This is a genomic window from Burkholderiales bacterium, from assembly GCA_015075645.1.
Classification (GTDB): Bacteria; Pseudomonadota; Gammaproteobacteria; order Burkholderiales; family Casimicrobiaceae; genus VBCG01.
In genome coordinates this window covers 303,317-322,622 of sequence record JABTUF010000005.1, presented here as the reverse complement: position 1 = coordinate 322,622, position 19,306 = coordinate 303,317, and the positions used below count along the sequence as shown (strand labels likewise).

22 protein-coding genes are annotated in these 19,306 nt (G+C 71.1%); 7 read left to right on the top strand and 15 right to left on the bottom strand.

All coding sequences use genetic code 11. The annotated features are described in order from the left end of the window. Nucleotides 1-235: 235 nt before the first annotated feature. A complete protein-coding gene (locus HS109_14765; protein ID MBE7523632.1) occupies nucleotides 236-670 on the top strand; it encodes a hypothetical protein in 435 nt (144 codons plus the stop codon). A gap of 118 nt (nucleotides 671-788) precedes the next feature. On the opposite strand, the gene HS109_14760 is transcribed toward HS109_14765, so the two are convergent. From HS109_14760 to napF, 3 genes are all read right to left on the bottom strand, one after another. Then, nucleotides 789-1,934, bottom strand: a complete 1,146-nt coding sequence (locus tag HS109_14760; protein MBE7523631.1) for a 5-methyltetrahydropteroyltriglutamate--homocysteine S-methyltransferase — start codon at nucleotides 1,932-1,934, stop codon at nucleotides 789-791. A 187-nt stretch (nucleotides 1,935-2,121) separates the two neighbouring features. Further along, a complete protein-coding gene (locus tag HS109_14755) occupies nucleotides 2,122-3,294 on the bottom strand; it encodes a fumarylacetoacetate hydrolase family protein (GenBank protein ID MBE7523630.1) in 1,173 nt (390 codons plus the stop codon). A 62-nt stretch (nucleotides 3,295-3,356) separates the two neighbouring features. After that, nucleotides 3,357-3,908, bottom strand: a complete 552-nt coding sequence (gene napF, locus HS109_14750; protein ID MBE7523629.1) for a ferredoxin-type protein NapF — start codon at nucleotides 3,906-3,908, stop codon at nucleotides 3,357-3,359. Nucleotides 3,909-4,194: 286 nt separating this feature from the next. On the opposite strand from napF, the gene HS109_14745 reads away from it, so the two are divergent. Then, on the top strand, nucleotides 4,195-4,752 hold the full coding sequence (locus tag HS109_14745; GenBank protein ID MBE7523628.1) for an RNA pyrophosphohydrolase: 558 nt from the start codon (nucleotides 4,195-4,197) through the stop codon (nucleotides 4,750-4,752). A gap of 19 nt (nucleotides 4,753-4,771) precedes the next feature. On the opposite strand, the gene HS109_14740 is transcribed toward HS109_14745, so the two are convergent. The 8 genes from HS109_14740 to trxA all read right to left on the bottom strand — a co-directional run bounded on the left by HS109_14740 (nucleotide 4,772) and on the right by trxA (nucleotide 13,278). Continuing rightward, nucleotides 4,772-5,311, bottom strand: a complete 540-nt coding sequence (locus HS109_14740) for a YIP1 family protein (protein MBE7523627.1) — start codon at nucleotides 5,309-5,311, stop codon at nucleotides 4,772-4,774. 105 nt (nucleotides 5,312-5,416) lie between these two features. Then, nucleotides 5,417-6,538: a glutamate 5-kinase gene (locus HS109_14735; protein ID MBE7523626.1), complete on the bottom strand. Its 1,122-nt coding sequence runs from the start codon at nucleotides 6,536-6,538 to the stop codon at nucleotides 5,417-5,419. Continuing rightward, entirely contained in the window at nucleotides 6,532-7,641 is a 1,110-nt protein-coding gene (obgE, locus tag HS109_14730; GenBank protein MBE7523625.1) for a GTPase ObgE, read from the bottom strand. Before obgE ends, HS109_14735 begins: the two co-directional genes overlap by 7 nt. Further along, entirely contained in the window at nucleotides 7,638-9,329 is a 1,692-nt protein-coding gene (locus HS109_14725) for a glycosyltransferase family 39 protein (GenBank protein MBE7523624.1), read from the bottom strand. The genes obgE and HS109_14725 overlap by 4 nt, the downstream gene beginning before the upstream one ends. Nucleotides 9,330-9,421: 92 nt before the next feature. Beyond that, a complete protein-coding gene (rpmE, locus tag HS109_14720) occupies nucleotides 9,422-9,673 on the bottom strand; it encodes a 50S ribosomal protein L31 (protein ID MBE7523623.1) in 252 nt (83 codons plus the stop codon). A 226-nt stretch (nucleotides 9,674-9,899) separates the two neighbouring features. Next, nucleotides 9,900-10,688, bottom strand: a complete 789-nt coding sequence (locus HS109_14715; GenBank protein MBE7523622.1) for an IPTL-CTERM sorting domain-containing protein — start codon at nucleotides 10,686-10,688, stop codon at nucleotides 9,900-9,902. A gap of 806 nt (nucleotides 10,689-11,494) precedes the next feature. After that, the gene (rho, locus tag HS109_14710) at nucleotides 11,495-12,754 is read right to left on the bottom strand and encodes a transcription termination factor Rho (GenBank protein MBE7523621.1); all 1,260 of its coding nucleotides are present in this window, start codon (nucleotides 12,752-12,754) and stop codon (nucleotides 11,495-11,497) included. A 197-nt stretch (nucleotides 12,755-12,951) separates the two neighbouring features. Continuing rightward, nucleotides 12,952-13,278 carry a thioredoxin TrxA gene (gene trxA, locus HS109_14705; protein MBE7523620.1) on the bottom strand — a complete coding sequence of 109 codons (327 nt, stop codon included), beginning with the start codon at nucleotides 13,276-13,278 and terminating at the stop codon, nucleotides 12,952-12,954. Nucleotides 13,279-13,450: 172 nt separating this feature from the next. Between trxA and HS109_14700 the strand changes: the two genes are divergently transcribed. From HS109_14700 to HS109_14690, 3 genes are all read left to right on the top strand, one after another. After that, nucleotides 13,451-13,783, top strand: coding sequence for a ferredoxin family protein (locus tag HS109_14700; protein MBE7523619.1), 333 nt, complete (start codon nucleotides 13,451-13,453; stop codon nucleotides 13,781-13,783). Nucleotides 13,784-13,878: 95 nt separating this feature from the next. Further along, nucleotides 13,879-14,229: a cytochrome c gene (locus HS109_14695; GenBank protein MBE7523618.1), complete on the top strand. Its 351-nt coding sequence runs from the start codon at nucleotides 13,879-13,881 to the stop codon at nucleotides 14,227-14,229. Then, nucleotides 14,229-14,561: a cytochrome c gene (locus HS109_14690; GenBank protein MBE7523617.1), complete on the top strand. Its 333-nt coding sequence runs from the start codon at nucleotides 14,229-14,231 to the stop codon at nucleotides 14,559-14,561. The genes HS109_14695 and HS109_14690 overlap by 1 nt, the downstream gene beginning before the upstream one ends. A gap of 112 nt (nucleotides 14,562-14,673) precedes the next feature. On the opposite strand, the gene HS109_14685 is transcribed toward HS109_14690, so the two are convergent. The 4 genes from HS109_14685 to HS109_14670 are packed head-to-tail and all read right to left on the bottom strand — an operon-like array spanning nucleotide 14,674 to nucleotide 17,478. Next, complete coding sequence (locus HS109_14685; GenBank protein MBE7523616.1) at nucleotides 14,674-15,099, bottom strand: DUF1841 family protein; 426 nt, start codon at nucleotides 15,097-15,099, stop codon at nucleotides 14,674-14,676. Beyond that, entirely contained in the window at nucleotides 15,099-15,869 is a 771-nt protein-coding gene (nth, locus tag HS109_14680; GenBank protein ID MBE7523615.1) for an endonuclease III, read from the bottom strand. The genes HS109_14685 and nth overlap by 1 nt, the downstream gene beginning before the upstream one ends. Further along, nucleotides 15,866-16,861, bottom strand: coding sequence for a tetratricopeptide repeat protein (locus HS109_14675; protein MBE7523614.1), 996 nt, complete (start codon nucleotides 16,859-16,861; stop codon nucleotides 15,866-15,868). The genes nth and HS109_14675 overlap by 4 nt, the downstream gene beginning before the upstream one ends. Further along, nucleotides 16,858-17,478, bottom strand: a complete 621-nt coding sequence (locus HS109_14670; GenBank protein ID MBE7523613.1) for an RnfABCDGE type electron transport complex subunit B — start codon at nucleotides 17,476-17,478, stop codon at nucleotides 16,858-16,860. Before HS109_14670 ends, HS109_14675 begins: the two co-directional genes overlap by 4 nt. A gap of 78 nt (nucleotides 17,479-17,556) precedes the next feature. On the opposite strand from HS109_14670, the gene HS109_14665 reads away from it, so the two are divergent. Both HS109_14665 and HS109_14660 read left to right on the top strand, forming a co-directional pair. Further along, nucleotides 17,557-18,174: a 1-acyl-sn-glycerol-3-phosphate acyltransferase gene (locus HS109_14665; protein MBE7523612.1), complete on the top strand. Its 618-nt coding sequence runs from the start codon at nucleotides 17,557-17,559 to the stop codon at nucleotides 18,172-18,174. A 102-nt stretch (nucleotides 18,175-18,276) separates the two neighbouring features. Beyond that, nucleotides 18,277-19,260 carry a cation transporter gene (locus HS109_14660; protein MBE7523611.1) on the top strand — a complete coding sequence of 328 codons (984 nt, stop codon included), beginning with the start codon at nucleotides 18,277-18,279 and terminating at the stop codon, nucleotides 19,258-19,260. Nucleotides 19,261-19,306: the final 46 nt, after the last annotated feature.

Below are 19,306 nucleotides of genomic sequence, written 5' to 3'. Positions count from 1 at the left end.
CCGGGAAGTATGGGCTGCGAACCTGGGCGCGTGGAACGAATCGGATGATACGGCCATAAGGCGGGCGTATGGAGCCCGGCCGCGGCTGCGCCGGAAGCGGGAGCCCGGGCCGGCGCCGGGGAGGGGCGGAAGGGGCGGGCAGACCCCGGTTTCGCGGACATTGTCGGCGCGCCCCGGGTCTGCCAGCATGCGGAGCCACGAGCGCGGTCCCCGCCCTCGGCTCCGGAAGAGGCATGTGAAGAGCGAAGACTACGGCGTCCACCATCCTGTTGCGGGAGAGATGCGCGAGGCCCGCGAGTTGCGCGATCGCCTCGCCCAGCAGGGCACGTCCGGCACGCCGAGTCCGTTCAAAGGCCAGGGGATCGGCGCCGCGAGCGGCTGGGCGTTCTTCTTCGGCATGGTCGGCGCCATCCTCGGCGGAATCGTGGGCGGCGTGACCGGTGCGATCGTCGGCGCCGTCCTGACGGCTGGCGTGTTCATGGCCTTCGCCTTCATCGCCGGGAAGACGATGTTCATCTGGAACCGGGGGCCCATCATCGTCTGGTTCGTCGTGGGCGGCGTGCTGTTCTTCCTCGTCGGCGGGATTCTGCACGGCGAGGGCATCAACTGGGCGTTCGTCGGCGCGCCGTTGGCCGCCGCGTTCCGCTACATGATGAAGGATGTGAAGTAGCGAGGCGCGAGGTCGGGAAAGTCGAGTCCGCCCCTGCTTTCCCTTGGGGGCATTCGCCGCAGAGGCGCCCGACCGAAACGGAACGCTCGCGCCCGACCCGGTTTCCCGCCAAGAGGGGTCAGACGCCGCCCCAGACGTCGCGGGCGACGTCGATGCAGAGCCGGAGCTTGGCGGCCTGCGTGGCGACGGCGATGTCGTTGCCGTGGACGGTCGAGCTGAAGCCGCACTGCGGCGAGACGGCCATCTGATCGACCGGCATGTATTGCGCCGCGAGATCGATCCGGCGCTTGACGTCGTCCTTCGTCTCCATCCGATCGAGCTTGGTGCTGACGAGCCCGAGGACGACGGTCTTGCCCTTCGGGACATGGCGCAGCGGAGCGAAGTCGCCCGAGCGCGCGTCGTCGTACTCGAGGAAGTAGCCGTCGACCGCCAGCTCGTTGAACAGCACCTCGGCCACCGGCTCGTAACCGCCTTCCGCCGCCCAGGCGCTCTTGAAGTTGCCGCGGCAGAGGTGCACGCAGACCGTCATCGACGCCGGCTTCGTCGCGATCGCGGCGTTGATGAGTTCGGCGTACCGGCGCGGCAGCTCGTCCGGATCGTCGCCGCGCGCCTTCGCGCCCTCGCGCATCTTGGCGTCGCACAGGTAGGCGAGGTTGGTGTCGTCGAGCTGCAGGTAGGTGCAGCCGGCGGCGGCGAGGTCCGCGATTTCGTCGCGGTACGCCTGCGCGATGTCGTCGAAGAAGTCCTCCATCGCCGGATACGCGTCCTTGCTGATCGCGCCGCGGCCGCCGCGGAAGTGGAGCATCGTCGGCGACGGAATCGTCACCTTCGGCGTGCGTGTGGCGACCGACTTCAGGAACTCGAAGTCGCGGCGCTGGATCGGATTCGAGTGACGTACCTTCTTCGTGACCTGCATCACCGGCGGCGCGAAATCGACGTTGCCCGCGTTGCTGTGGAAGCTGATCGCGATGCCGCCCCTGGTCTCGACGCCATCGAGCCGGGTCAGGAAGTCGATGTGGAAGTAGGTGCGGCGGAACTCGCCGTCGGTGATGCCGCGCAATCCCAGGTCCTCCTGGAAGGCCACGATGTCGCGTATCGCGGCGTCCTCGACCGCACGCAGCGCCGCGGCGTCGATCGCCCCCTTCGCGAACGCTTCGCGGGCGTCGAGCAGCGCGCGTGGGCGCAGGAAGCTTCCGACGTGGTCGGCGCGAAACGGCGGCGTCTGGCGGACGGGGGCGTGGGACGAGGTGGAAGGCGGAGACATGGCGGGCCGTCGCAGCGGAAGTGGGTACTTGAATTCTAGACGCAGTTCGGCTGGCCGCGGGCACCGCGGATCGCATGTGGGTCCGACTTCAGTCGGACGCCTTGCGTCACGGGGTCACGAACCCCGTCAGCCTGACCCACGAGAACCGAAGCCCGACCCGCTGCGATCGAGCGAACTGTCCGAGGCGCTACAGCAACCCGCGCTGCGCGAGATTGCGCATCAGCGCGCCGGCGCCCATCGTCCAGGGAGCGACGGTGTCGCTCGTCCTCACGCGATTGACGAGCGCGCCGAGTGTCGGTGTCGCGATGGTGACGATGTCGCCGACGACATGCGTGAATCCCTGCCCGGGACCGTGGCGGTCCTTGACCGGCGCGAACATCGTGCCGAGGAACAGCACGTAGCCGTCCGGGTACCGGTGGTTGCCGGCCATCGCCTGCTGCGCGAGGTCGAGCGGGTCGCGGCTGATCTCGGACATCGGACTCGCGCCGTCGAGCACGAAACCGTCGGGTCCCTCGACGCGCAGCGCGAGGTCCGCGCGGCGGACGTCCTCCACGCCGTAGTGCTCGTCGAACAGGCGCACGAACGGGCCGATCGCGCACGACCCGGTGTTGTCCTTCGCCTTGCCGAGCAGGAGCGCGCTGCGGCCCTCGAAGTCGCGCAGGTTGACGTCGTTGCCGAGCGTCGCGCCGATCACCCGCCCTTCGGCCGACACCGCGAGCACGATCTCCGGTTCCGGGTTGTTCCACGACGACTTCGGGTGGATGCCGATGTCGGCGCCGGTTCCCACCGCGGACATCGGCTGCGACTTGGTGAAGATCTCCGCGTCGGGGCCGATGCCGACCTCGAGGTACTGCGACCACGCCTTCTCGGCGATCAGCGCCTGCTTCACGCGCGCGGCCTCGGGCGAGCCGGGCTCGACCGCGAGCTTCTCGCCGATGATCGCGACCAGCGCCGCGCGGACGCTCTCGGCCTTCGCGGGATCGCCGCGCGCCTGTTCCTCGATCACGCGTTCGAGCATGCTCGACACGAACGTGACGCCGGCGGCCTTGATCGCCTGCAGGTCGTTGGGCGCTATGAACCAGGGCTTGCGCGCGTCGCGCGAGGCTTCGTCGCTGTTGGCGAGCAGGTCCGCGGCCGGTCCGACCTGCGGCAATCCGGCCGTGCGCGCCGCGCGCAGCGGGTCGGGCAGGTTGAGCAGTTCGCTCGTCGTCGGCGCGACCGCAGCGAGGTCGAACACCGCGCCGTCGCGCACGACGACCGGGGAAGGGCCGTCGCGATCGGGGAGCCAGACACGCCCGATCAGCGTCGCACGGGATGCGTCGCGCGGCAGCGCGCGGATGGGATCGAGGGAGGCGAGCATCGCGGTCCGGTCGTCGAACGGTCCGCGCATCATAGCGCGCCGCCGCGCGAGGGCCTCCGCGCTCAGGACGCGATGGCGATCGCGCGCACGTCGATGGCGCTGGCCGGGCAGGTCCGCACGCACGCGCCGCAGCCGGTGCAGCGCGCGAAGTCGACGCGCGGGTCGGGCACCGGACCCGCGTGCACGCGGAACCGGATCGCCTGCGCCTCGCAGGCGTCGCCGCAACTGCGGCATTCGACGCCCAGGCGGGCGAGACAGGTCGCGTCGATGCGGGCGACCGCCGTCCACGGCCGCGCGGACGCCGCGCGCGCGGCGAGATCGAACGCGGGCTCGGGGCAGACGTCGGCGCATGCACCGCAGAACGTGCATTCGCCGTCCGCGTAGTCGACCCGGGCGAGGTTCGACGCGAGGGTCAGCACGTGCGTCGGGCAGGCGTCGACGCACTTCGCGCAACCGGTGCAGGCGCGGTCGAACGCGTCGGGGTCGCGCGCCCAGGGTGGCCGCAGCGTGCCCTGGACGGTATCGTCTCCCAGGACCGCACGACGCACGAGGCTCGCCGGCACGCCGGTGTCGGCTTGCCCAGGCGTTGTGCGCTCCTGTCGGCGGGCTCCCATCGTCGCAGTCCTGACGATCGCGTCGATGTCATTCTAGGCGCGTCCGGCGCCCGTGCGCGCAACTATTTTCACCCTGTTGCGGCCGCCGCGGGACGCCCTCGCTGATCGGTGCTTCGCGGCGCGACACGATCGCCGTCCCCGACGATCCTCCGGCGCCACTGCGGAACCCGAGGGGCTCGCCCCGGGCGGCTCGCGCGACGTCCGCGTCGCCATCGCCGTCCGGCTTTTCACGGCGGCGGCTTCGTGCCAGAATCGCGCCAACCCATCGATTCCGAGGCATCACGCGATGCTGGATCGCGACGGCTTTCGCCCGAACGTCGCCATCGTCATCGCCAACGGCAGGAACCAGGTCTTCTGGGGCAAGCGGATCCGCGAACATTCGTGGCAGTTCCCGCAAGGGGGCATCAACACCGGTGAGACGCCCGAAGCGGCGATGTACCGGGAACTCCGCGAGGAGGTCGGCCTCCTTCCCCAGCATGTCCGCGTTCTCGGCCGGACGCGAGACTGGCTGCGCTACGAGGTGCCGCAGCACTGGATCAAGCGCGAATGGCGCGGCAGCTACCGCGGCCAGAAGCAGATCTGGTACCTGCTGCGCCTGACCGGACGCGACACCGACGTGTCGCTCCGCGCGTCCGACCACCCCGAGTTCGACGCGTGGCGTTGGCACGACTACTGGATCCCGCTCGACAACGTCATCGAGTTCAAGCGCGAGGTCTACCGTCGTGCGCTGATCGAGCTCGAGCGCTTCCTGCATTCGCGCCCGCAGACGCGGCGCGAACGACTGTTCGGCGTCCACCATCCGGCGATGCCGGACGGCTACGCGGAGCCGGTCGAGGGAACCTGAGCCCCGGTCCGTCGCGGGTTCAGAACGGCCGGCGCGCACCCATCGCGTAGCCGGCGACGACGAACAGCGCGATCGCGCACAGCACGACGATCAGGGTGAACGGGATCGCCTTGTCGGCGCTGCACTTGCGCAGCACCGGCGCGCCGAGGAAGAACGTGTAGAGCGCGTAGACCGCGACCACCCACATCACGAGCTGGGCGAACGCGCCCAGCAGGTGCAGGATGCCGGCGAGCCAGACGACCGTGCAACTGTACGCGACGAGTTTCAGCGACGCGACGTAGTCCCGCTCCCCCCCGAACGATGGCGCGATGACGTCGACGATGAGCGCCAGCACCGCAGGCACCACGAGCGCCGTGACGTACGCCGACACCGCGACGCGCAGCGCCCAGGATACGCCGAGCTCGGAGTAGCCGAAGAGCATCGCCACCGGGCCGATGGCGGCGAGCATCAGGATCCAGCCGGTGTAGACCGACATCGCGGTCGCGGGCTCGGCGGCGATCGACGACCACTCGTGCGCGGGCTCGGTCACGATGCCCCTGATCCGGTCGATCACCGCCATCGTTCGTCCTTCGCTCTGCGGGCGAAGGTCAAGTGTAGGCGAGCGGGGCGCCCCTGTCGATTGCAGGGGCGCTCTGGACGTTGGACGTTGAACGTCGAACCCGCTCTACGCGAGCAGGACGAGATTGTCGCGGTGGATGAGTTCGGGCTCGTCGACCCATCCGAGGATCGACTCGATCCGGCTCGACGGCTGGCCGAGGATGCGCGACACGTCGGACGCGCCGTAGTTGACCAGGCCGCGCGCGATTTCGCGTCCGTCGGGCGCGAAACAGCCGACGACCTCGCCGCGCTCGAATGCGCCGTCGACCGCGGTCACGCCGATCGGCAGCAGGCTCTTGCCTTCGCGCGCGAGCGCGCGCACCGCGCCGGCGTCCAGGCGGAGGCTGCCGGCGAGTTGCACGTGGTCGGCGAGCCATTGCTTGCGCGCGCCGAGCGACTGGGCCTCCGCGACGAGTTCGGTGCCCACCGCCTCGCCCGAGGCGAGACGCGCGAGGACGTCGGCTTCGCGGCCGCTCGCGATGACCGTCGAGGCGCCCGAGCGCGCAGCGCGCTTCGCGGCGAGCACCTTCGTCAGCATCCCGCCGCGGCCGATCTCGCTGCCCGCGCCTCCCGCCATCGCTTCGAGCGCGGGATCGCCGGCCCGCGCGGTGCGCACGAGCGTCGCCTTCGGATCGCGGCGCGGATCGGCCGAGTAGAGTCCCGGCTGGTCGGTCAGGAGCACCAGTACGTCGGCCTCGATCAGGTTGGTCACGAGCGCGCCGAGCGTGTCGTTGTCGCCGACGCGGATCTCGTCGGTGGTGACCGTGTCGTTCTCGTTGATGATCGGCACGACGCCGAGCGCGATCAGCGTGCGCAGCGTGCTGCGAGCGTTCAGGTAGCGCCGGCGGTCCGCGAGGTCGTCGTGGGTGAGCAGGATCTGCGCGGTGTGCAGCCCGTGCTTCGCGAACACGGCTTCGTAGGCCTGCACGAGTCCCATCTGACCGACCGCGGCGGCGGCCTGCAGGTCGTGGATCGCCTTCGGCCGCTTGTCCCAGCCGAGCCGTTGCATGCCTTCCGCGATCGCGCCCGAGGAGACCAGCACGGCCTCGCGGCCGTCGCGTTTCAGCGCGGCGATGCCCGCGGCGAGGCGCGTGACCGCGGCGTGGTCGAGTCCCCGGCCGTCGTTGGTCACGAGGCTCGAACCCACCTTGACCACCCAGCGCCGGGCGCGCGCGGCGGCGGTCACGATGCACTCTCCGCGCGCTTCCGTCTTGCGCGCACCGGAGCGGGGGTGAGCACCGTCGGCGTGCCGGATGCCGGCTCCGCCACCGCGGACAGCGCAGGATGGGCGTCGAGCCAATCCTGGATCGCCCAGGTGAGTGCGCGGCAGCCTTCGCCGGAGATGGCCGAGATCGGGAACACCGGCCCCTTGTGCCGTAGCGCCTCGACGAATGCCGCGACGCGCGCCTCCCGCTCGTCCGGCGGCACGAGGTCGAGCTTGTTCGGCACGAGCCAGCGCGGCTTCTTCGCGAGCGCGGGATCGTACTTCTTCAACTCGGCGGCGATCGCCTTCGCCTCGCGCACCGGGTCCGCGTCGGGATCGAGCGGCGCCAGGTCGACGACGTGGAGCAGGAGCCGCGTGCGCTGCAGATGACGCAGGAACCGGTGGCCCAGTCCCGCGCCTTCCGAGGCGCCTTCGATCAGGCCGGGAATGTCGGCCACGACGAAGCTCCGCCGCTCGTCGGTGCGCACGACGCCGAGCGAGGGCGCGAGCGTGGTGAACGGATAGTCGGCGACCTTCGGTCGCGCCGCCGACACCGCGCGGATCAGCGTCGACTTGCCCGCGTTGGGCATGCCGAGGAGCCCGACGTCCGCGAGCACCTTGAGTTCGAAGCGGATGCGGCGTGATTCGCCCGGTTCGCCCTTCGTGAACTGGCGCGGCGCCCGGTTGGTGCTCGACTTGAAGTGGATGTTGCCGAGCCCGCCCTTGCCGCCCCTGGCGAGCGTCGCCTGCGCGCCATCGGTCGCGAGGTCGGCGATGGCCTCGCCGGTGTCGGCGTCGGTGACGACGGTGCCGACCGGCACGCGCAGCACGACGTCGTCGGCGCCGCGGCCGTACTTGTCGGCGCCCATGCCGTTCTCGCCGCTCTTCGCGCGGTGGATGCGCGCGTAGCGGTAGTCGATCAGCGTGTTGATGTTGCGGTCGGCGATCGCGTGGATGCTGCCGCCGCGGCCGCCGTCGCCGCCGCTCGGCCCGCCGCGCGGTACGTACTTCTCGCGCCGGAACGCGGCGACGCCGTTGCCGCCGGCGCCGGCGTGCACGTCGATCACCGCCTCGTCGACGAACTTCACGCTGGACTCCGGTCGAAGAGCACGAACCGCTCGGTGTTGTCGCCGCGGCGCGATCCTTCCCATACCCGCTTCCAGCCCTCGATCGCGGGCGCGTTGAGGTCGGGGCGGTTGACCTGCATGAGCAGGTACCGGCAACCGCCGCCTTCGCCGGACTCGACGCGCTGGGTCGTGATCCCGGCGAAGTACGCGAGGAGCGCGCGCTGCGCCTCGCCCAGGTTGCTGCTCGCAATGCAGGCGTCCGGCGGCAACTGCGCGCGCAGCGATTCGGCCACCACGCGGTAGCTGCGCCGCGAGTCGATGTAGGGGAGCCAGATCGTCGACACGAGCGCCCACAGGAGCGTCACGCCGATCGCCCAGTTCAGTACCGCGCGGCGGTTCGAGCGCCGCGCCGGCCGCACCATCACGACCCACAGGATCGTCATGCCGAGCGCGGCGAGCATCGCCCACAGCTTGAACGACGGGCGGAAGCCGACCTCGGTATCGCGGAACAGGCGCGCGGTCGTTTCCGACATGCCGTACAGGTATGAGTCGATCCAGACGCCCCAGACGAGGATCGCAGTGAGGCCGAAGGTCAGGATGCCGAACCAGTCGAGCGCCCCGGAGAAGCCGCGCTTCAGCGAATCGACCTCGATCGACGCGAGCAAGGCGAGCGGGACGAGCAGCGGCATCGCCGAGATGAGGCGCGGGTCGCGCTCGAGCGCGAGCCCGGCGAGGATCACGAGCGCGAGGACGCCGGGAAGCACGACGCCCGCATCGCTCAGGCCGCCGTTGAAGCCGCGACCGCGGATCCACAGCATCCACAGCACGAGCGGCACCGCGGGCCACGCGAGCCAGGGCAGGTTCTTCGCGATGTAGAGCGGGTCGAAGCCGCCGTCGGCCGCCGGGGCGAAGTAGTCGCGCCAATGCTCGGCGGACGTCCACGCTTCGAGGAGCGCGGGCGAGCGTTCGAGGAGCGCGAGCGGCCACCACGCCGCCAGCGGCAGCGCCACCGCGATCGCGACCGCCGCCGTCGCGACGTGCGCGCGCGTCCGCCACAGCGGCGACGCGCCCGGGAGGAGCAGGGCGGCGATCGTGATCCAGATCGGTCCGCCCAGTCCGCAGGACAGGAACGCGACCGCGGCGCCCATGCCGATCGCGACGCCTCCCGCGACCGGCCGGCGCAGCGCCAGCGCGAAGCCGTAGAGCGCGACCGCGATGCCCGCGGTCAGTCCGAGTTCGCCGGAGAGCGCGTGCGCGCGCTCCCACATGCCGATCGACCCGACGAGCACGAGCGCCGGGAGCCAGCGGAACGCGCGGCCGTTCAGTTCCCGGCTCGCGAGCGAGGTGAAGACGAGCACCAGGGCGAGCAGCAAGCCGGCCGCGAGGCGCGCGGCGTTGTGCGGGGCGAGCGGCGGCGCGAAGAGTTTCATCGCGCCCGCGGCGAGGGCGGGCACCAGCGGACCGCGTTCGAGCCACGGCTCGCCGGCGAGCATCGGAACGACGACGTCACCGGACTGCGCCATGCCATGTGCGATGCCGAAGGTGGTCGCGTCCTCCGCCTTCCAGGGATCGTGGCCGACGAGCCCGAGCGCGATCCACGCGAGGCAGAGCAGGACGAGGCCGGCCTGCTTGAGCGAGCGCTGCGGACCCGATGGGGAGACCGCTTCCGGGTCGACGGGCTCGGGGGGGGCGGATCGGGGTGCGCGCATGCGGTTTGACGCGGTGGCTTCGCCACGAACGAAAAAGGCAGCCGAAGCTGCCTTTTCGCGCGGCACCGTGCCGTTCGACTCGCGGCGCCGGATCAACTGCGCGCGGCAGCGGCCTTGGCCGCGGGCTTCGCCGGCGTCGCCTTCGCGCCGTAGCGCTGCTTGAACTTGTCGATCCGCCCGGCGGTGTCCATCACCTTCTGCTTGCCGGTGTAGAACGGATGGCAGGACGAGCACACTTCGATGTGCAGCGACTTGGCGGGCGAGGCGGTGCGCGTCTCGAACGTGTTGCCGCAACTGCAGGTCACCTGGATCGCCTCGTACTTCGGATGGATGCCGGTCTTCATGGAGTCCTCTCGTCGCGGGCCGGGCGCGCCGGCTGCGCGGGCCGGCCGCCACGCGGGTCCGGGACGGTCCCACGCCCCTGCGGCGGGCAATCGATAATTATGCCGTGATTCGGTCGACGCCGCAACGGGAATCCGGGCGTCGGGCCGCCGAAGGGATCCGCGGCCTGGTCGATGGAGCGCGCCCGATGGTCGCGGCGGGCGCCCCGCCGCTACGGTTGTGTCGGACTCAGACGCGGCGCGAGGTGCCGATCCGGCCCGTCCGGGCCCCGCGCAGCGCGAACGCCGCGAACAAGGCCAGCAATCCGGCCAGCGCGATCGTCCCCCATTCTGCGAGGGTCGGGACCGCCAGTGGCGCCGCGACCGACGTCGTGATCGCGACATCGTCGATGCGCTGTTCCGCCGCGAGGCTGCCGGTCCGGGCGCCGAACGTGAACTGATACTGGCTCGACGGGACGTATCCCGGCAGCAACGCGTTGGTGAACACGATCGCGCCGGAGTTGAAGTTCAGGTCGAGTCCGCCGCCGTCGACATGGATCGACACCGGCACGAACGCGCCGGCGGTGAAGAGCGTGCCCGTCGTTGCAGCGACCTGCGTGCCGTTGACCATGATGCGGATGACCGGCGGCGTCGGAGTCTCGCCGTTGTCGTAGATGTCGAAGACCACGGCGATGCCGGTCGGTGCGCCGGACTCGCCGTAGGTGCCCCCTGGAGGTGGGCCGAAACTGAAGCTCACGCCGTCCGCCGGCGGAGTGGACCCGGGCCCGATCGCCAGCGTGAAGGAGGCGTCGAAGCTCTGCACGGTGCGCCCGGGATCGAGGTTGTCGATCACCAGCGAGCCTTCGTTGCCCCCCGCATTCGGTGTGAGCCTGACGCTGCCGCTGTCCACGACGGCGCTGCCGCGCAGGCTCGCGGCACCCACGCCCGACGAGAAGTCGTTGCTGTAGCTGCCGGCGAAACAGGTGCCGGAGAAGCCGACGGCCAGTACCGTGGTGATCGCGAGAATTCGAGTTTTCAAGGGCCCTCCCTGCCGCTGGGGGCCTTCATAGCCCCGGGGCGGGTGGTGGGTCGGGCTTCAGCCCGACGGGGCGGGTGGTGATGCGATGAATCGTGTCGGCCTGAAGGCCGACCCACGGGACGGGTGGTGGGTCGGGCTTCAGCCCGACGGGGCGGGTGGTGATGCGATGGATCGTGTCGGCCTGAAGGCCGACCCACGGGACGGGTGGTGGGTCGGGCTTCAGCCCGACGGGGCGGGTGGTGATGCGATGGATCGCGTCGGCCTGAAGGCCGACCCACGGGACGGGTGGTGGGTCGGGCTTCAGCCCGACGGGGCGGGTGGTGATGCGATGGATCGTGTCGGCCTGAAGGCCGACCCACGGGACGGGTGGTGGGTCGGGCTCAGCCCGACGGGGCGGTGGTGATGCGATGGATCGCGTCGGCCTGAAGGCCGACCCACGGGACAGGTGGTGGGTCCGACCGACGGGCGGGCGGTGATGCGATGGATCGCGTCGGCCTGAAGGCCGACCCACGGGACGGGTGGTGGGTCGGGCTTCAGCCCGACGGGGCGGGTGGTGATGCGATGGATCGTGTCGGCCTGAAGGCCGACCCACGGGGCGGGTGGTGGGTCGGGCTTCAGCCCGACGGGGCGGGTGGTGATGCGATGGATCGTGTCGGCCTGAAGGCCGACCCACGGGCAGGGCGGCGGTGGTGGGTCGGGCTTCAGCCCGACGGGGCGGGTGGTGATGCGATGGATCGTGTCGGCCTGAAGGCCGACCCACGGGGCGGGTGGTGGGTCGGGCTTCAAGCCCGACGGGCCCCGGCGACTCAGCCCCGCCGCATCGAATCGAAAAATTCGGCGTTGTTCTTGGTCGCCCGCACCTTGTCGACGAGGAACTCGGTGGCCTCGAGGTCGTCCATCGGATAGAGCACCTTGCGGAGCACCCAGACCTTCTGCAGGACCTCGGGCTTCAGCAGCATCTCTTCCTTGCGCGTGCCCGAGCGGTTGACGTTGATCGCCGGGTAGGTGCGCTTCTCGGCCATGCGGCGATCCAGGTGGATCTCCATGTTGCCGGTGCCCTTGAATTCCTCGTAGATCACGTCGTCCATCCGCGAGCCGGTGTCGATGAGCGCGGTGGCGATGATCGTGAGCGAGCCGCCTTCCTCGATGTTGCGGGCAGCGCCGAAGAAGCGCTTGGGGCGCTGCAGCGCGTTGGCGTCGACGCCGCCGGTCAGCACCTTGCCGGAGGCGGGCACGACGGTGTTGTAGGCGCGCGCGAGCCGCGTGATCGAGTCGAGCAGGATCACGACGTCCTTCTTGTGTTCGACCAGGCGCTTCGCCTTCTCGATCACCATCTCGGCGACCTGCACGTGGCGCGTCGCCGGCTCGTCGAAGGTCGAGGCGACCACCTCGCCGCGCACCGTGCGCTGCATCTCGGTCACTTCCTCGGGGCGCTCGTCGATCAGGAGCACGATCAGCACGCACTCGGGGTGGTTCGCCGCGATCGAGTGCGCGATGTGCTGCAGCATCACCGTCTTGCCGGACTTCGGGCTCGCGACGAGCAATCCACGCTGGCCCTTGCCGATCGGCGCGATGATGTCGATGACCCGTCCGGTGAGGTTCTCCTCGGCCTTGATGTCGCGCTCGAGCACCATCGGCTCGTCGGGAAAGAGCGGCGTCAGGTTCTCGAACAGGATCTTGTTCTTCGACGCCTCGGGCGGCTCGCCGTTGACCTTGTCGACCTTGACCAGCGCGAAGTAGCGCTCGCCGTCCTTCGGCGTGCGGATCTCGCCCTCGATCGTGTCGCCGGTGTGCAGGTTGAAGCGGCGGATCTGCGAGGGCGAGATGTAGATGTCGTCGGTGCCCGCGAGGTAGCTCGTGTCGGGCGAGCGCAGGAACCCGAAGCCGTCGGGCAACACCTCGAGGACGCCGCCGCCGAAGATGCTTTCGCCCTTCTTCGCCTGCGTCTTCAGCATCGTGAAGATCAGGTCGTGCTTGCGGAGCCGGTTGGCGCCGTCGATCTCCATCGCGTTCGCGAGGTCGACGAGTTCGGAGACGTGCTTGGCCTTGAGGTCGGACAGGTGCATGGACGGAAAGGAAGAGTGCGCGCGGGTGGCGCTCTGGGCGGGACGGCCGACGGGGCGCGGCCGGGAACGACGGGGTTCGGGGTCGGGGAGGCGCTTCGCTTCGCTCGCCCCGATCAAGCCGGGGGGCGGTGCGCCTCTCGGGCGCCGGTCAGGGTGCGGCCGGCGCCTGTGGTTCGAGGAGGGGGAAGGTAGCGGTCTTACAGGTTGCTGTCAAGGAAGGTGGTCAACTGAGCCTTCGAAAGAGCCCCGACCTTCTGTGCATGCGGCTGCCCGTCGCGGTAGAGGATGACGGTCGGAATGCCGCGGATCCCGTAGCGGGCGGGAGTCGCGGGATTGGCGTCGATGTCGATCTTCGCGACCTTGAGCTTGCCCTGGTACTGGCGGGCCACGTCGTCCAGGATCGGCGCGAACATCTTGCAGGGACCGCACCATTCGGCCCAGAAATCGACCAGCACCGGCTGGCCCGCGGAGAGGACATCCTGTTCGAAATTGGCGTCGGAGACGTGCTGGATCAGGTCACTCATGGAAAGCCTCGGGAGGCGTGCGGCCCGCGGGAAGCCGGCGGGCGAGGGTCGGCGGGAAGGCGCCCAAGGTAACGGTTGGGCGCGCCGCGCGCAAGCGGCGGAAGGGGACATCGGGGCGGTCTGCTAGAATTCAAGGCCTGCATCCCGTATCGCCCCGCCGGCCTTCCCGGACATGACCTACGTCGTCACCGAGTCCTGCATCCGCTGCAAATACACCGACTGCGTCGACGTCTGCCCGGTCGACTGCTTCCGCGAGGGCCCGAACTTCCTCGTCATCGACCCCGACGAGTGCATCGACTGCACGCTGTGCGTCGCCGAATGCCCGGTCGAGGCGATCTACGCCGAGGACGACGTGCCGGCCGACCAGGAGGCGTTCAAGGCGATCAACGCCGAGCTCTCGAAGAAGTGGAAACCGATCATCGAGCGCAAGCCCGCGTTGCCCGACGTGGACGACTGGAAGGACGTCAAGGAGAAGAAACACCTGCTCGACCGCGGCGGCGTTTGACCGGTCCGCGCCGCAAACCCTAGAATCGCGAGCTTTACCAGCCGACCCCGGCGTCCGTTCCGCTGAACGGTTCGCCGTCCCGACCCGAAGAGTCCATGAATCGAACCCAGATCGTCCTCGCCCTGGCCGCCGCGCTCGCCGCGGGCGCCGTCGCGGCGCAAGGCGCCGCCCCCGCGGGCGATGTCGCCAAGGGCCGCGAGAAGGTCCAGATGTGCCGGGGATGCCATGGCATCGATGGCTGGCGGACCGCGTTTCCCGAGGTCTACAACGTTCCGAAGATCGCCGGGCAGCATCCGGGCTACCTCGTCGCCGCGCTGAAGGAATACCAGGACGGCAGCCGGACGCATCCGTCGATGCGCGCCATCGCCGCCACGCTCTCCGACCAGGACATGGCGAACATCGCCGCGTACTACGCGCAGCACGGCCTGACGACGCAGGTGAAGTGATGACGACCACGCTCCGCGTCACCACCCTCGCCGCCGCGCTCGCGTTCGCGGCACCGGTCGCCGCCGCCGACCTCTCTGCCGGCAAGCAGAAGGTGCAGGAAGTCTGCCAGGCCTGCCACGGCATGGACGGCCTGTCGGCGCAGTTCCCCGATTATCCGAAGCTCGCGGGCCAGCACCCGGACTACCTCGCGAAGGCGCTGCGCGACTACAAGTCGGGGGCGCGCAAGAACGCGGTGATGAGCGCGATGGCGGCGGGCCTGACGCCGAAGGACATCGACAACGTCGCGGCCTATTTCTCCGGACAGACCGGTCCGTTGCACTCGCGCTACTGACCGGGAATCGCAAACGACGAAGCGGGGCGCTGCGGCGCCCCGCTTCGTTTGCGCGGCCCGGCCGGGCGCGGCGCGCCGGAGCTCACCCTCCGCGCGTGCGCGCGCCGGCGGGTCAGCTCCGGCGCCGCAGGCAGTCGAGGTAGACCGTCGCGTCGGGGCCGGTGCCAAGGCGCTGCGCCTGCCACATCGTCTCGCCCAGGCATTCGAGCACCGCGTGCAGCGCGTCGTGCTCGTCGCCGTGCGCCGCGGCGAGCCGCTGGTACTCGGCGCGAAGGCCCGGCGGCTGGTCGATCGCGAGTTGCTCGGCCACCGCGAGGTGCAGCGACAGGTGCAGGAACGGGTTGGTCGCGCCGCCCTCCGGCGCGAAGTCGCGTTCGAGGTGCCGTTCGCCGTCCTCGATCATCGCGTGGTACTCGGGATGCATCGCGATGAGCGATGCCGCCGTGCGTTCGAGCGCGGAGAGCGGCTCGCCCGCGCGGAACTTCGCCCAGGCTCCGATCAGGAACCGGCGCGCCTCGTCGCGGGAGGGCGTGAACATCAGCGCGAACGGCCGCGGCGCGCTCCGGCGCGTGCGGTCTTCGCCATCGGCTGGCGGCCGCGAGCGGGGGGTGCCGGCGGCCGCGTCGACGGCTTGCGCACCGGTTTCGCGGCCGCCTTGGCGGATCGATCGTCGTCCGGCAGGTTCTTGTCGCGGAACTCGCAGAGGTCGGCGATCAGGCACGACCCGCATTTCGGCGATCGCGCGACGCACACGTAGCGGCCGTGCAGGATGAGCCAGTGATGCGCGTCGCGCAGGAATTCCGGCGGCGTCGTGCGCTCGAGCTTGCGCTCGACCTCCGCGACGTCCTTGCCCGGCGCGAGTCCGGTGCGGTTGGCGACGCGGAAGATGTGGGTGTCCACCGCGATGACCGGCTCGCCGAACGCGGTGTTCAGCACGACGTTCGCGGTCTTGCGTCCGACGCCAGGCAGGCGCTCGAGCGCCTCGCGCGTGCGCGGCACTTGGCCGCCGTGCTCGCGCTCGATGAGTTCGGCGAGCCCGACGACCGCCTTCGCCTTGTTGCGGAAGAGCCCGAGCGACGCGATGAACGGCGTCAATCCCTCGACGCCGAGGCGCGCGATCGCCGCGGGCGTGTTCGCGACCGGATAGAGCTTCGCCGTGCACCGGTTGACGCCCTTGTCGGTCGATTGCGCCGAGAGCACGACCGACACCAGCAGCTCGAACGGCGTCGTGTACGCGAGTTCCGAGCGCGGGCTCGGGTTGGCTCCGCGCAAGCGCGTGAAGATCTCGCGGCGCTTCGCGTCGTTCACGACTGGCGCGCGGTTCCGGCCGCGCGTTCCGGAGGCTTGGGCGCGGGCGCCCCCGCCGCGGCGAGCTCCTGCAGCCGCGCGAGCCTGGCGGGTTCGCGTGCGGCGAAGCCGGCGTCGGAGGCGAGGAGTGGAAGGGCGCGCCTCGCCCAGGTCGATGCCGCGGCCCCATCGCCGCGCGCGGATGCGATCTCGGCGAGTTCCTCGAACACGTAGCCGTCCGGCGCGCCGGCGCGGTCCAGCTCGTCGGCGAGCGCCGTCTGGATCGCCTGCGCCTCGTCGAGGCGGCCGACGGCGCGCATGCCGCGCGCGACGGTCCACCGGGCGATGCGGGTGCGCGTGGCGTCGCCCATGGATTCGCGAGCCTGGAGCGCGCGCTGCCAGTAGGCGAGCGCCGTGGACGGATCGCCGCGTTCGAAATACAGCCAGCCCAGGTTGTTCAGGAGCGAGGCTCGCCAGCCGCGCGCGCGCGGATCCTTCGATCGCTCGGCGGCCGCGAGCGCCTGCTGGTTCCAGCTCGCGCGCGCGGCCGGCGGCGCGGCGATCCCCAGCATGTGCAGCGCATCGATCCGGTAGAACTCGGCGCCGGCTTCCGGGTCCGCGCCCGCGGCCGCCGCCGCGTCGGTGAAGAGCGGCACGGCGCGTTCGGGCGAACCCGACGAGTTGAACACGCGCCCGCGTTCGAGCAGGTAGCGCACCCGCACGCGGATCGCCGCGCCGTCGAGCTTCGCCTCGACCGCGTCGAGCGTGCGGTGCGCGGCATCGAAGGCCCGCTGCAGGCCCTGCGCGCGCGCGATCTGCGTCTGCAGTTCGAGCGCCTGGCGCGAGAGGGGATCGGCCTTCGCGGCCTCGGCTCGAAATCGCGCCTCCGAGGCCGCCGGATCGTCGTAGTTCCAGAGCTGGTCGATCGCTTCGGACACCTGGGCCTCCACGGGAAAGGCGGCGAGCGCGGCGGCGAGCACGAGCAGGGCGGCGGACCGGCGGGCGGCGCTCATCGCACGGCAGCGTTCTTCGCGCGTCGCGCCTTCGCCCGCTCGATCGCGTCGGCGATCGCGGCCGCTCGTCGCATCCGCGCATCGTCCCGATGCGCCGCCGAGCGTCGTTCGGCGATCCGTTCGCCCTGCGCGAGGCGTGCGTCGCGCGCGACGTGCCGCAGGCGCGCCGCCTTCGCGTCGGCGGGGCTCCACAGCCGCGACGACGGCACCATCGCGATGCAGTCGACCGGGCAGGGCGCGATGCACAGTTCGCAGCCGCTGCACAGCGCCTCGAGCACCGCGTGCATGCGCTTCGGCGCGCCGAGGATCGCGTCGACCGGGCAGGCTCGAATGCAGATGGTGCAGCCGATGCAGCGCGACTCGTCGACCACCGCCACGGCGAGCGCCGCGGGCGCACCGCACGCGGGGTCGAGCGGCAGGGGTTCGCGCCCGGTCAGTGCGGCCAGTGCCTCGAGCGTCGCCTCGCCGCCGGGCGGGCAGCGGTTGATCGGCGCATCGTCGTCGACGATCGCGCGGGCATACGCGACGCAGTCGGGATAGCCGCAGCGCGTGCACTGCGTCTGCGGCAGCAGCGCATCGGCGGCCAGGACGGTCGGCTTTCGCAGCGCGGGGACCATCCGGGGATTCTAGCGCGCGGTCCCCTGCTAGACTCGGCCGGGCGGCGCGGCAGCGTGGGCGGCACCGCACGATGCTCCGTGGACGACACCTCGACGATCTCCGGCGCGCCGGCGCTCTCTTCGCCCCGCGCGCCGGGCGTGGGCGCCCGGGCCGCGTGGCTCGCGCTCCGCGCGGTCGGCTGGCGCGTCGTGCTGGCCGGGCCTGCTCCGCCGAAATGCGTCGTCGTGTTCTACCCGCACACGTCGAACTGGGACTTCGCGATCGGCCTGTGCGCGAAAGCCGTCGTCGGCATCGATGTGCGCTGGGCCGGCAAGGACACGTTGTTCGCCACGCCGCTCGCCCCCTGGTTCCGCCGCTGGGGCGGCATCCCGGTCAACCGCCGCGAACGCACGGGGTTCGTCGGGCAGATGCGTGCCGCGTTCGAGGCGCACGTCGAGTTTCGCCTCGCGATCGCGCCGGAGGGCACGCGGTCGGCGGCGCCGCACTGGAAGAGCGGATTCTGGCATCTCGCGCGCGAGGCCCGCGTGCCGATCGGACTCGCCTTCGTCGACTACCGTGCGCGGGAGATCGGCATCGGAGCGTGGATCGAGACGACGGACGATGCCGATGCGGACGTCGCGCGCATGGCCGCGTACTACGCGCGGTTCACCGCGAAGCGCCCTCGGAATGCGGGGCCGGTGCGGCTACGCGAGTAGCGGGTCGCCGCCGTCGCGTCGCCGGAGGGGAGCAGGGTCCCCGGAGCATGCCGGCCTGGCCGCCCGCGTCGGGGTGGGGGAGAATGGGGCGCGAGCACCGCCATGCCCCACGACCACCACGACCACGCACCGTTGCCGCGACGGCACGGACACGCCCACGCGCACGCGCCCGACCATGACCACGGCGCCGGAGGCGGGCATGCCGCGGCCCGCGGCGCGCTCGTGCTCGCGCTCGCGCTCACCGGCGGCTTCGCGCTCGTCGAGGCGCTCGCCGGCTGGTTCGCCGGATCGCTCGCGCTGCTGTCGGACGCCGGACACATGGCCACCGACGCGGCGTCGCTCGGCCTCGCGCTGTTCGCGCACGCCTACGCGAGCCGGCCGCCGACCGCGCGGGCGTCGTTCGGCCACGGGCGCGCGGAGGTGCTCGCGGCGTTCGTCAATGCGATGGCGATGCTCGCGATCGTCGTGGCGATCGGAGTCGAGGCGGTGCACCGGCTCCTCGCACCGCAGCCGGTCGCGGGCGCCACGGTGCTCGGCGTGGCGCTCGTCGGCCTCGCGGTCAACCTGTTCGTCGCGTGGCGGCTGTCGAGTTCGTCGGGCTCGGTGAACACGCGCGCCGCGCTGCTGCACGTGATGGGGGACCTGCTGGGTTCGGTCGCGGCGATCGTCGCGGGCGCGGTGATCCTCGTCACCGGCTGGACGCCGATCGATCCCATCCTGTCGATCGTCGTCGCGCTCCTCATCCTGCGCTCCACCTGGCGCCTCCTGCGGCAGACGACCGACGTGCTGATGGAGCGCGTGCCCTCGCATCTCGACTATGCCGCGATCGGACGCTCGCTCGCCGCGATACCCGGCGTGCGCGACGTGCACGACCTGCACATCTGGTCGATGGGCGCCGACGAAGTGTCGCTCTCCGCGCACATGGGCGTCGCGTCGGGCGAGGCGTGGCCCGCGGTGCTCGCGGCGGCGCAGCGCCACCTGCGCGAGCGCTACGCCATCCGGCACGTCACGCTGCAGCCCGACTGGCCGCGCGCGCCGCGCGCGGTGGGCAAACGCGTCATTCCGGTCGCCGAGAGCCGGCGATAGCCTCCGCCGGCGCAGCGCATCGGACGCAACGGGAGGCGTCCGGGTG

Coding starts and splice junctions, on each gene's coding strand:
- HS109_14725 (MBE7523624.1), bottom strand. CDS start 9,329: ATGCGCGCACCCCGATCCGCCCCCCCCGAGCCCGTCGACCCGGAAGCG.
- HS109_14745 (MBE7523628.1), top strand. CDS start 4,195: ATGCTGGATCGCGACGGCTTTCGCCCGAACGTCGCCATCGTCATCGCC.
- HS109_14695 (MBE7523618.1), top strand. CDS start 13,879: ATGAATCGAACCCAGATCGTCCTCGCCCTGGCCGCCGCGCTCGCCGCG.
- HS109_14760 (MBE7523631.1), bottom strand. CDS start 1,934: ATGTCTCCGCCTTCCACCTCGTCCCACGCCCCCGTCCGCCAGACGCCG.
- HS109_14670 (MBE7523613.1), bottom strand. CDS start 17,478: ATGGTCCCCGCGCTGCGAAAGCCGACCGTCCTGGCCGCCGATGCGCTG.
- HS109_14660 (MBE7523611.1), top strand. CDS start 18,277: ATGCCCCACGACCACCACGACCACGCACCGTTGCCGCGACGGCACGGA.
- trxA (MBE7523620.1), bottom strand. CDS start 13,278: ATGAGTGACCTGATCCAGCACGTCTCCGACGCCAATTTCGAACAGGAT.
- HS109_14700 (MBE7523619.1), top strand. CDS start 13,451: ATGACCTACGTCGTCACCGAGTCCTGCATCCGCTGCAAATACACCGAC.
- HS109_14740 (MBE7523627.1), bottom strand. CDS start 5,311: ATGGCGGTGATCGACCGGATCAGGGGCATCGTGACCGAGCCCGCGCAC.
- napF (MBE7523629.1), bottom strand. CDS start 3,908: ATGGGAGCCCGCCGACAGGAGCGCACAACGCCTGGGCAAGCCGACACC.
- HS109_14675 (MBE7523614.1), bottom strand. CDS start 16,861: ATGAGCGCCGCCCGCCGGTCCGCCGCCCTGCTCGTGCTCGCCGCCGCG.
- HS109_14690 (MBE7523617.1), top strand. CDS start 14,229: ATGACGACCACGCTCCGCGTCACCACCCTCGCCGCCGCGCTCGCGTTC.
- rho (MBE7523621.1), bottom strand. CDS start 12,754: ATGCACCTGTCCGACCTCAAGGCCAAGCACGTCTCCGAACTCGTCGAC.
- HS109_14685 (MBE7523616.1), bottom strand. CDS start 15,099: ATGTTCACGCCCTCCCGCGACGAGGCGCGCCGGTTCCTGATCGGAGCC.
- rpmE (MBE7523623.1), bottom strand. CDS start 9,673: ATGAAGACCGGCATCCATCCGAAGTACGAGGCGATCCAGGTGACCTGC.
- HS109_14755 (MBE7523630.1), bottom strand. CDS start 3,294: ATGCTCGCCTCCCTCGATCCCATCCGCGCGCTGCCGCGCGACGCATCC.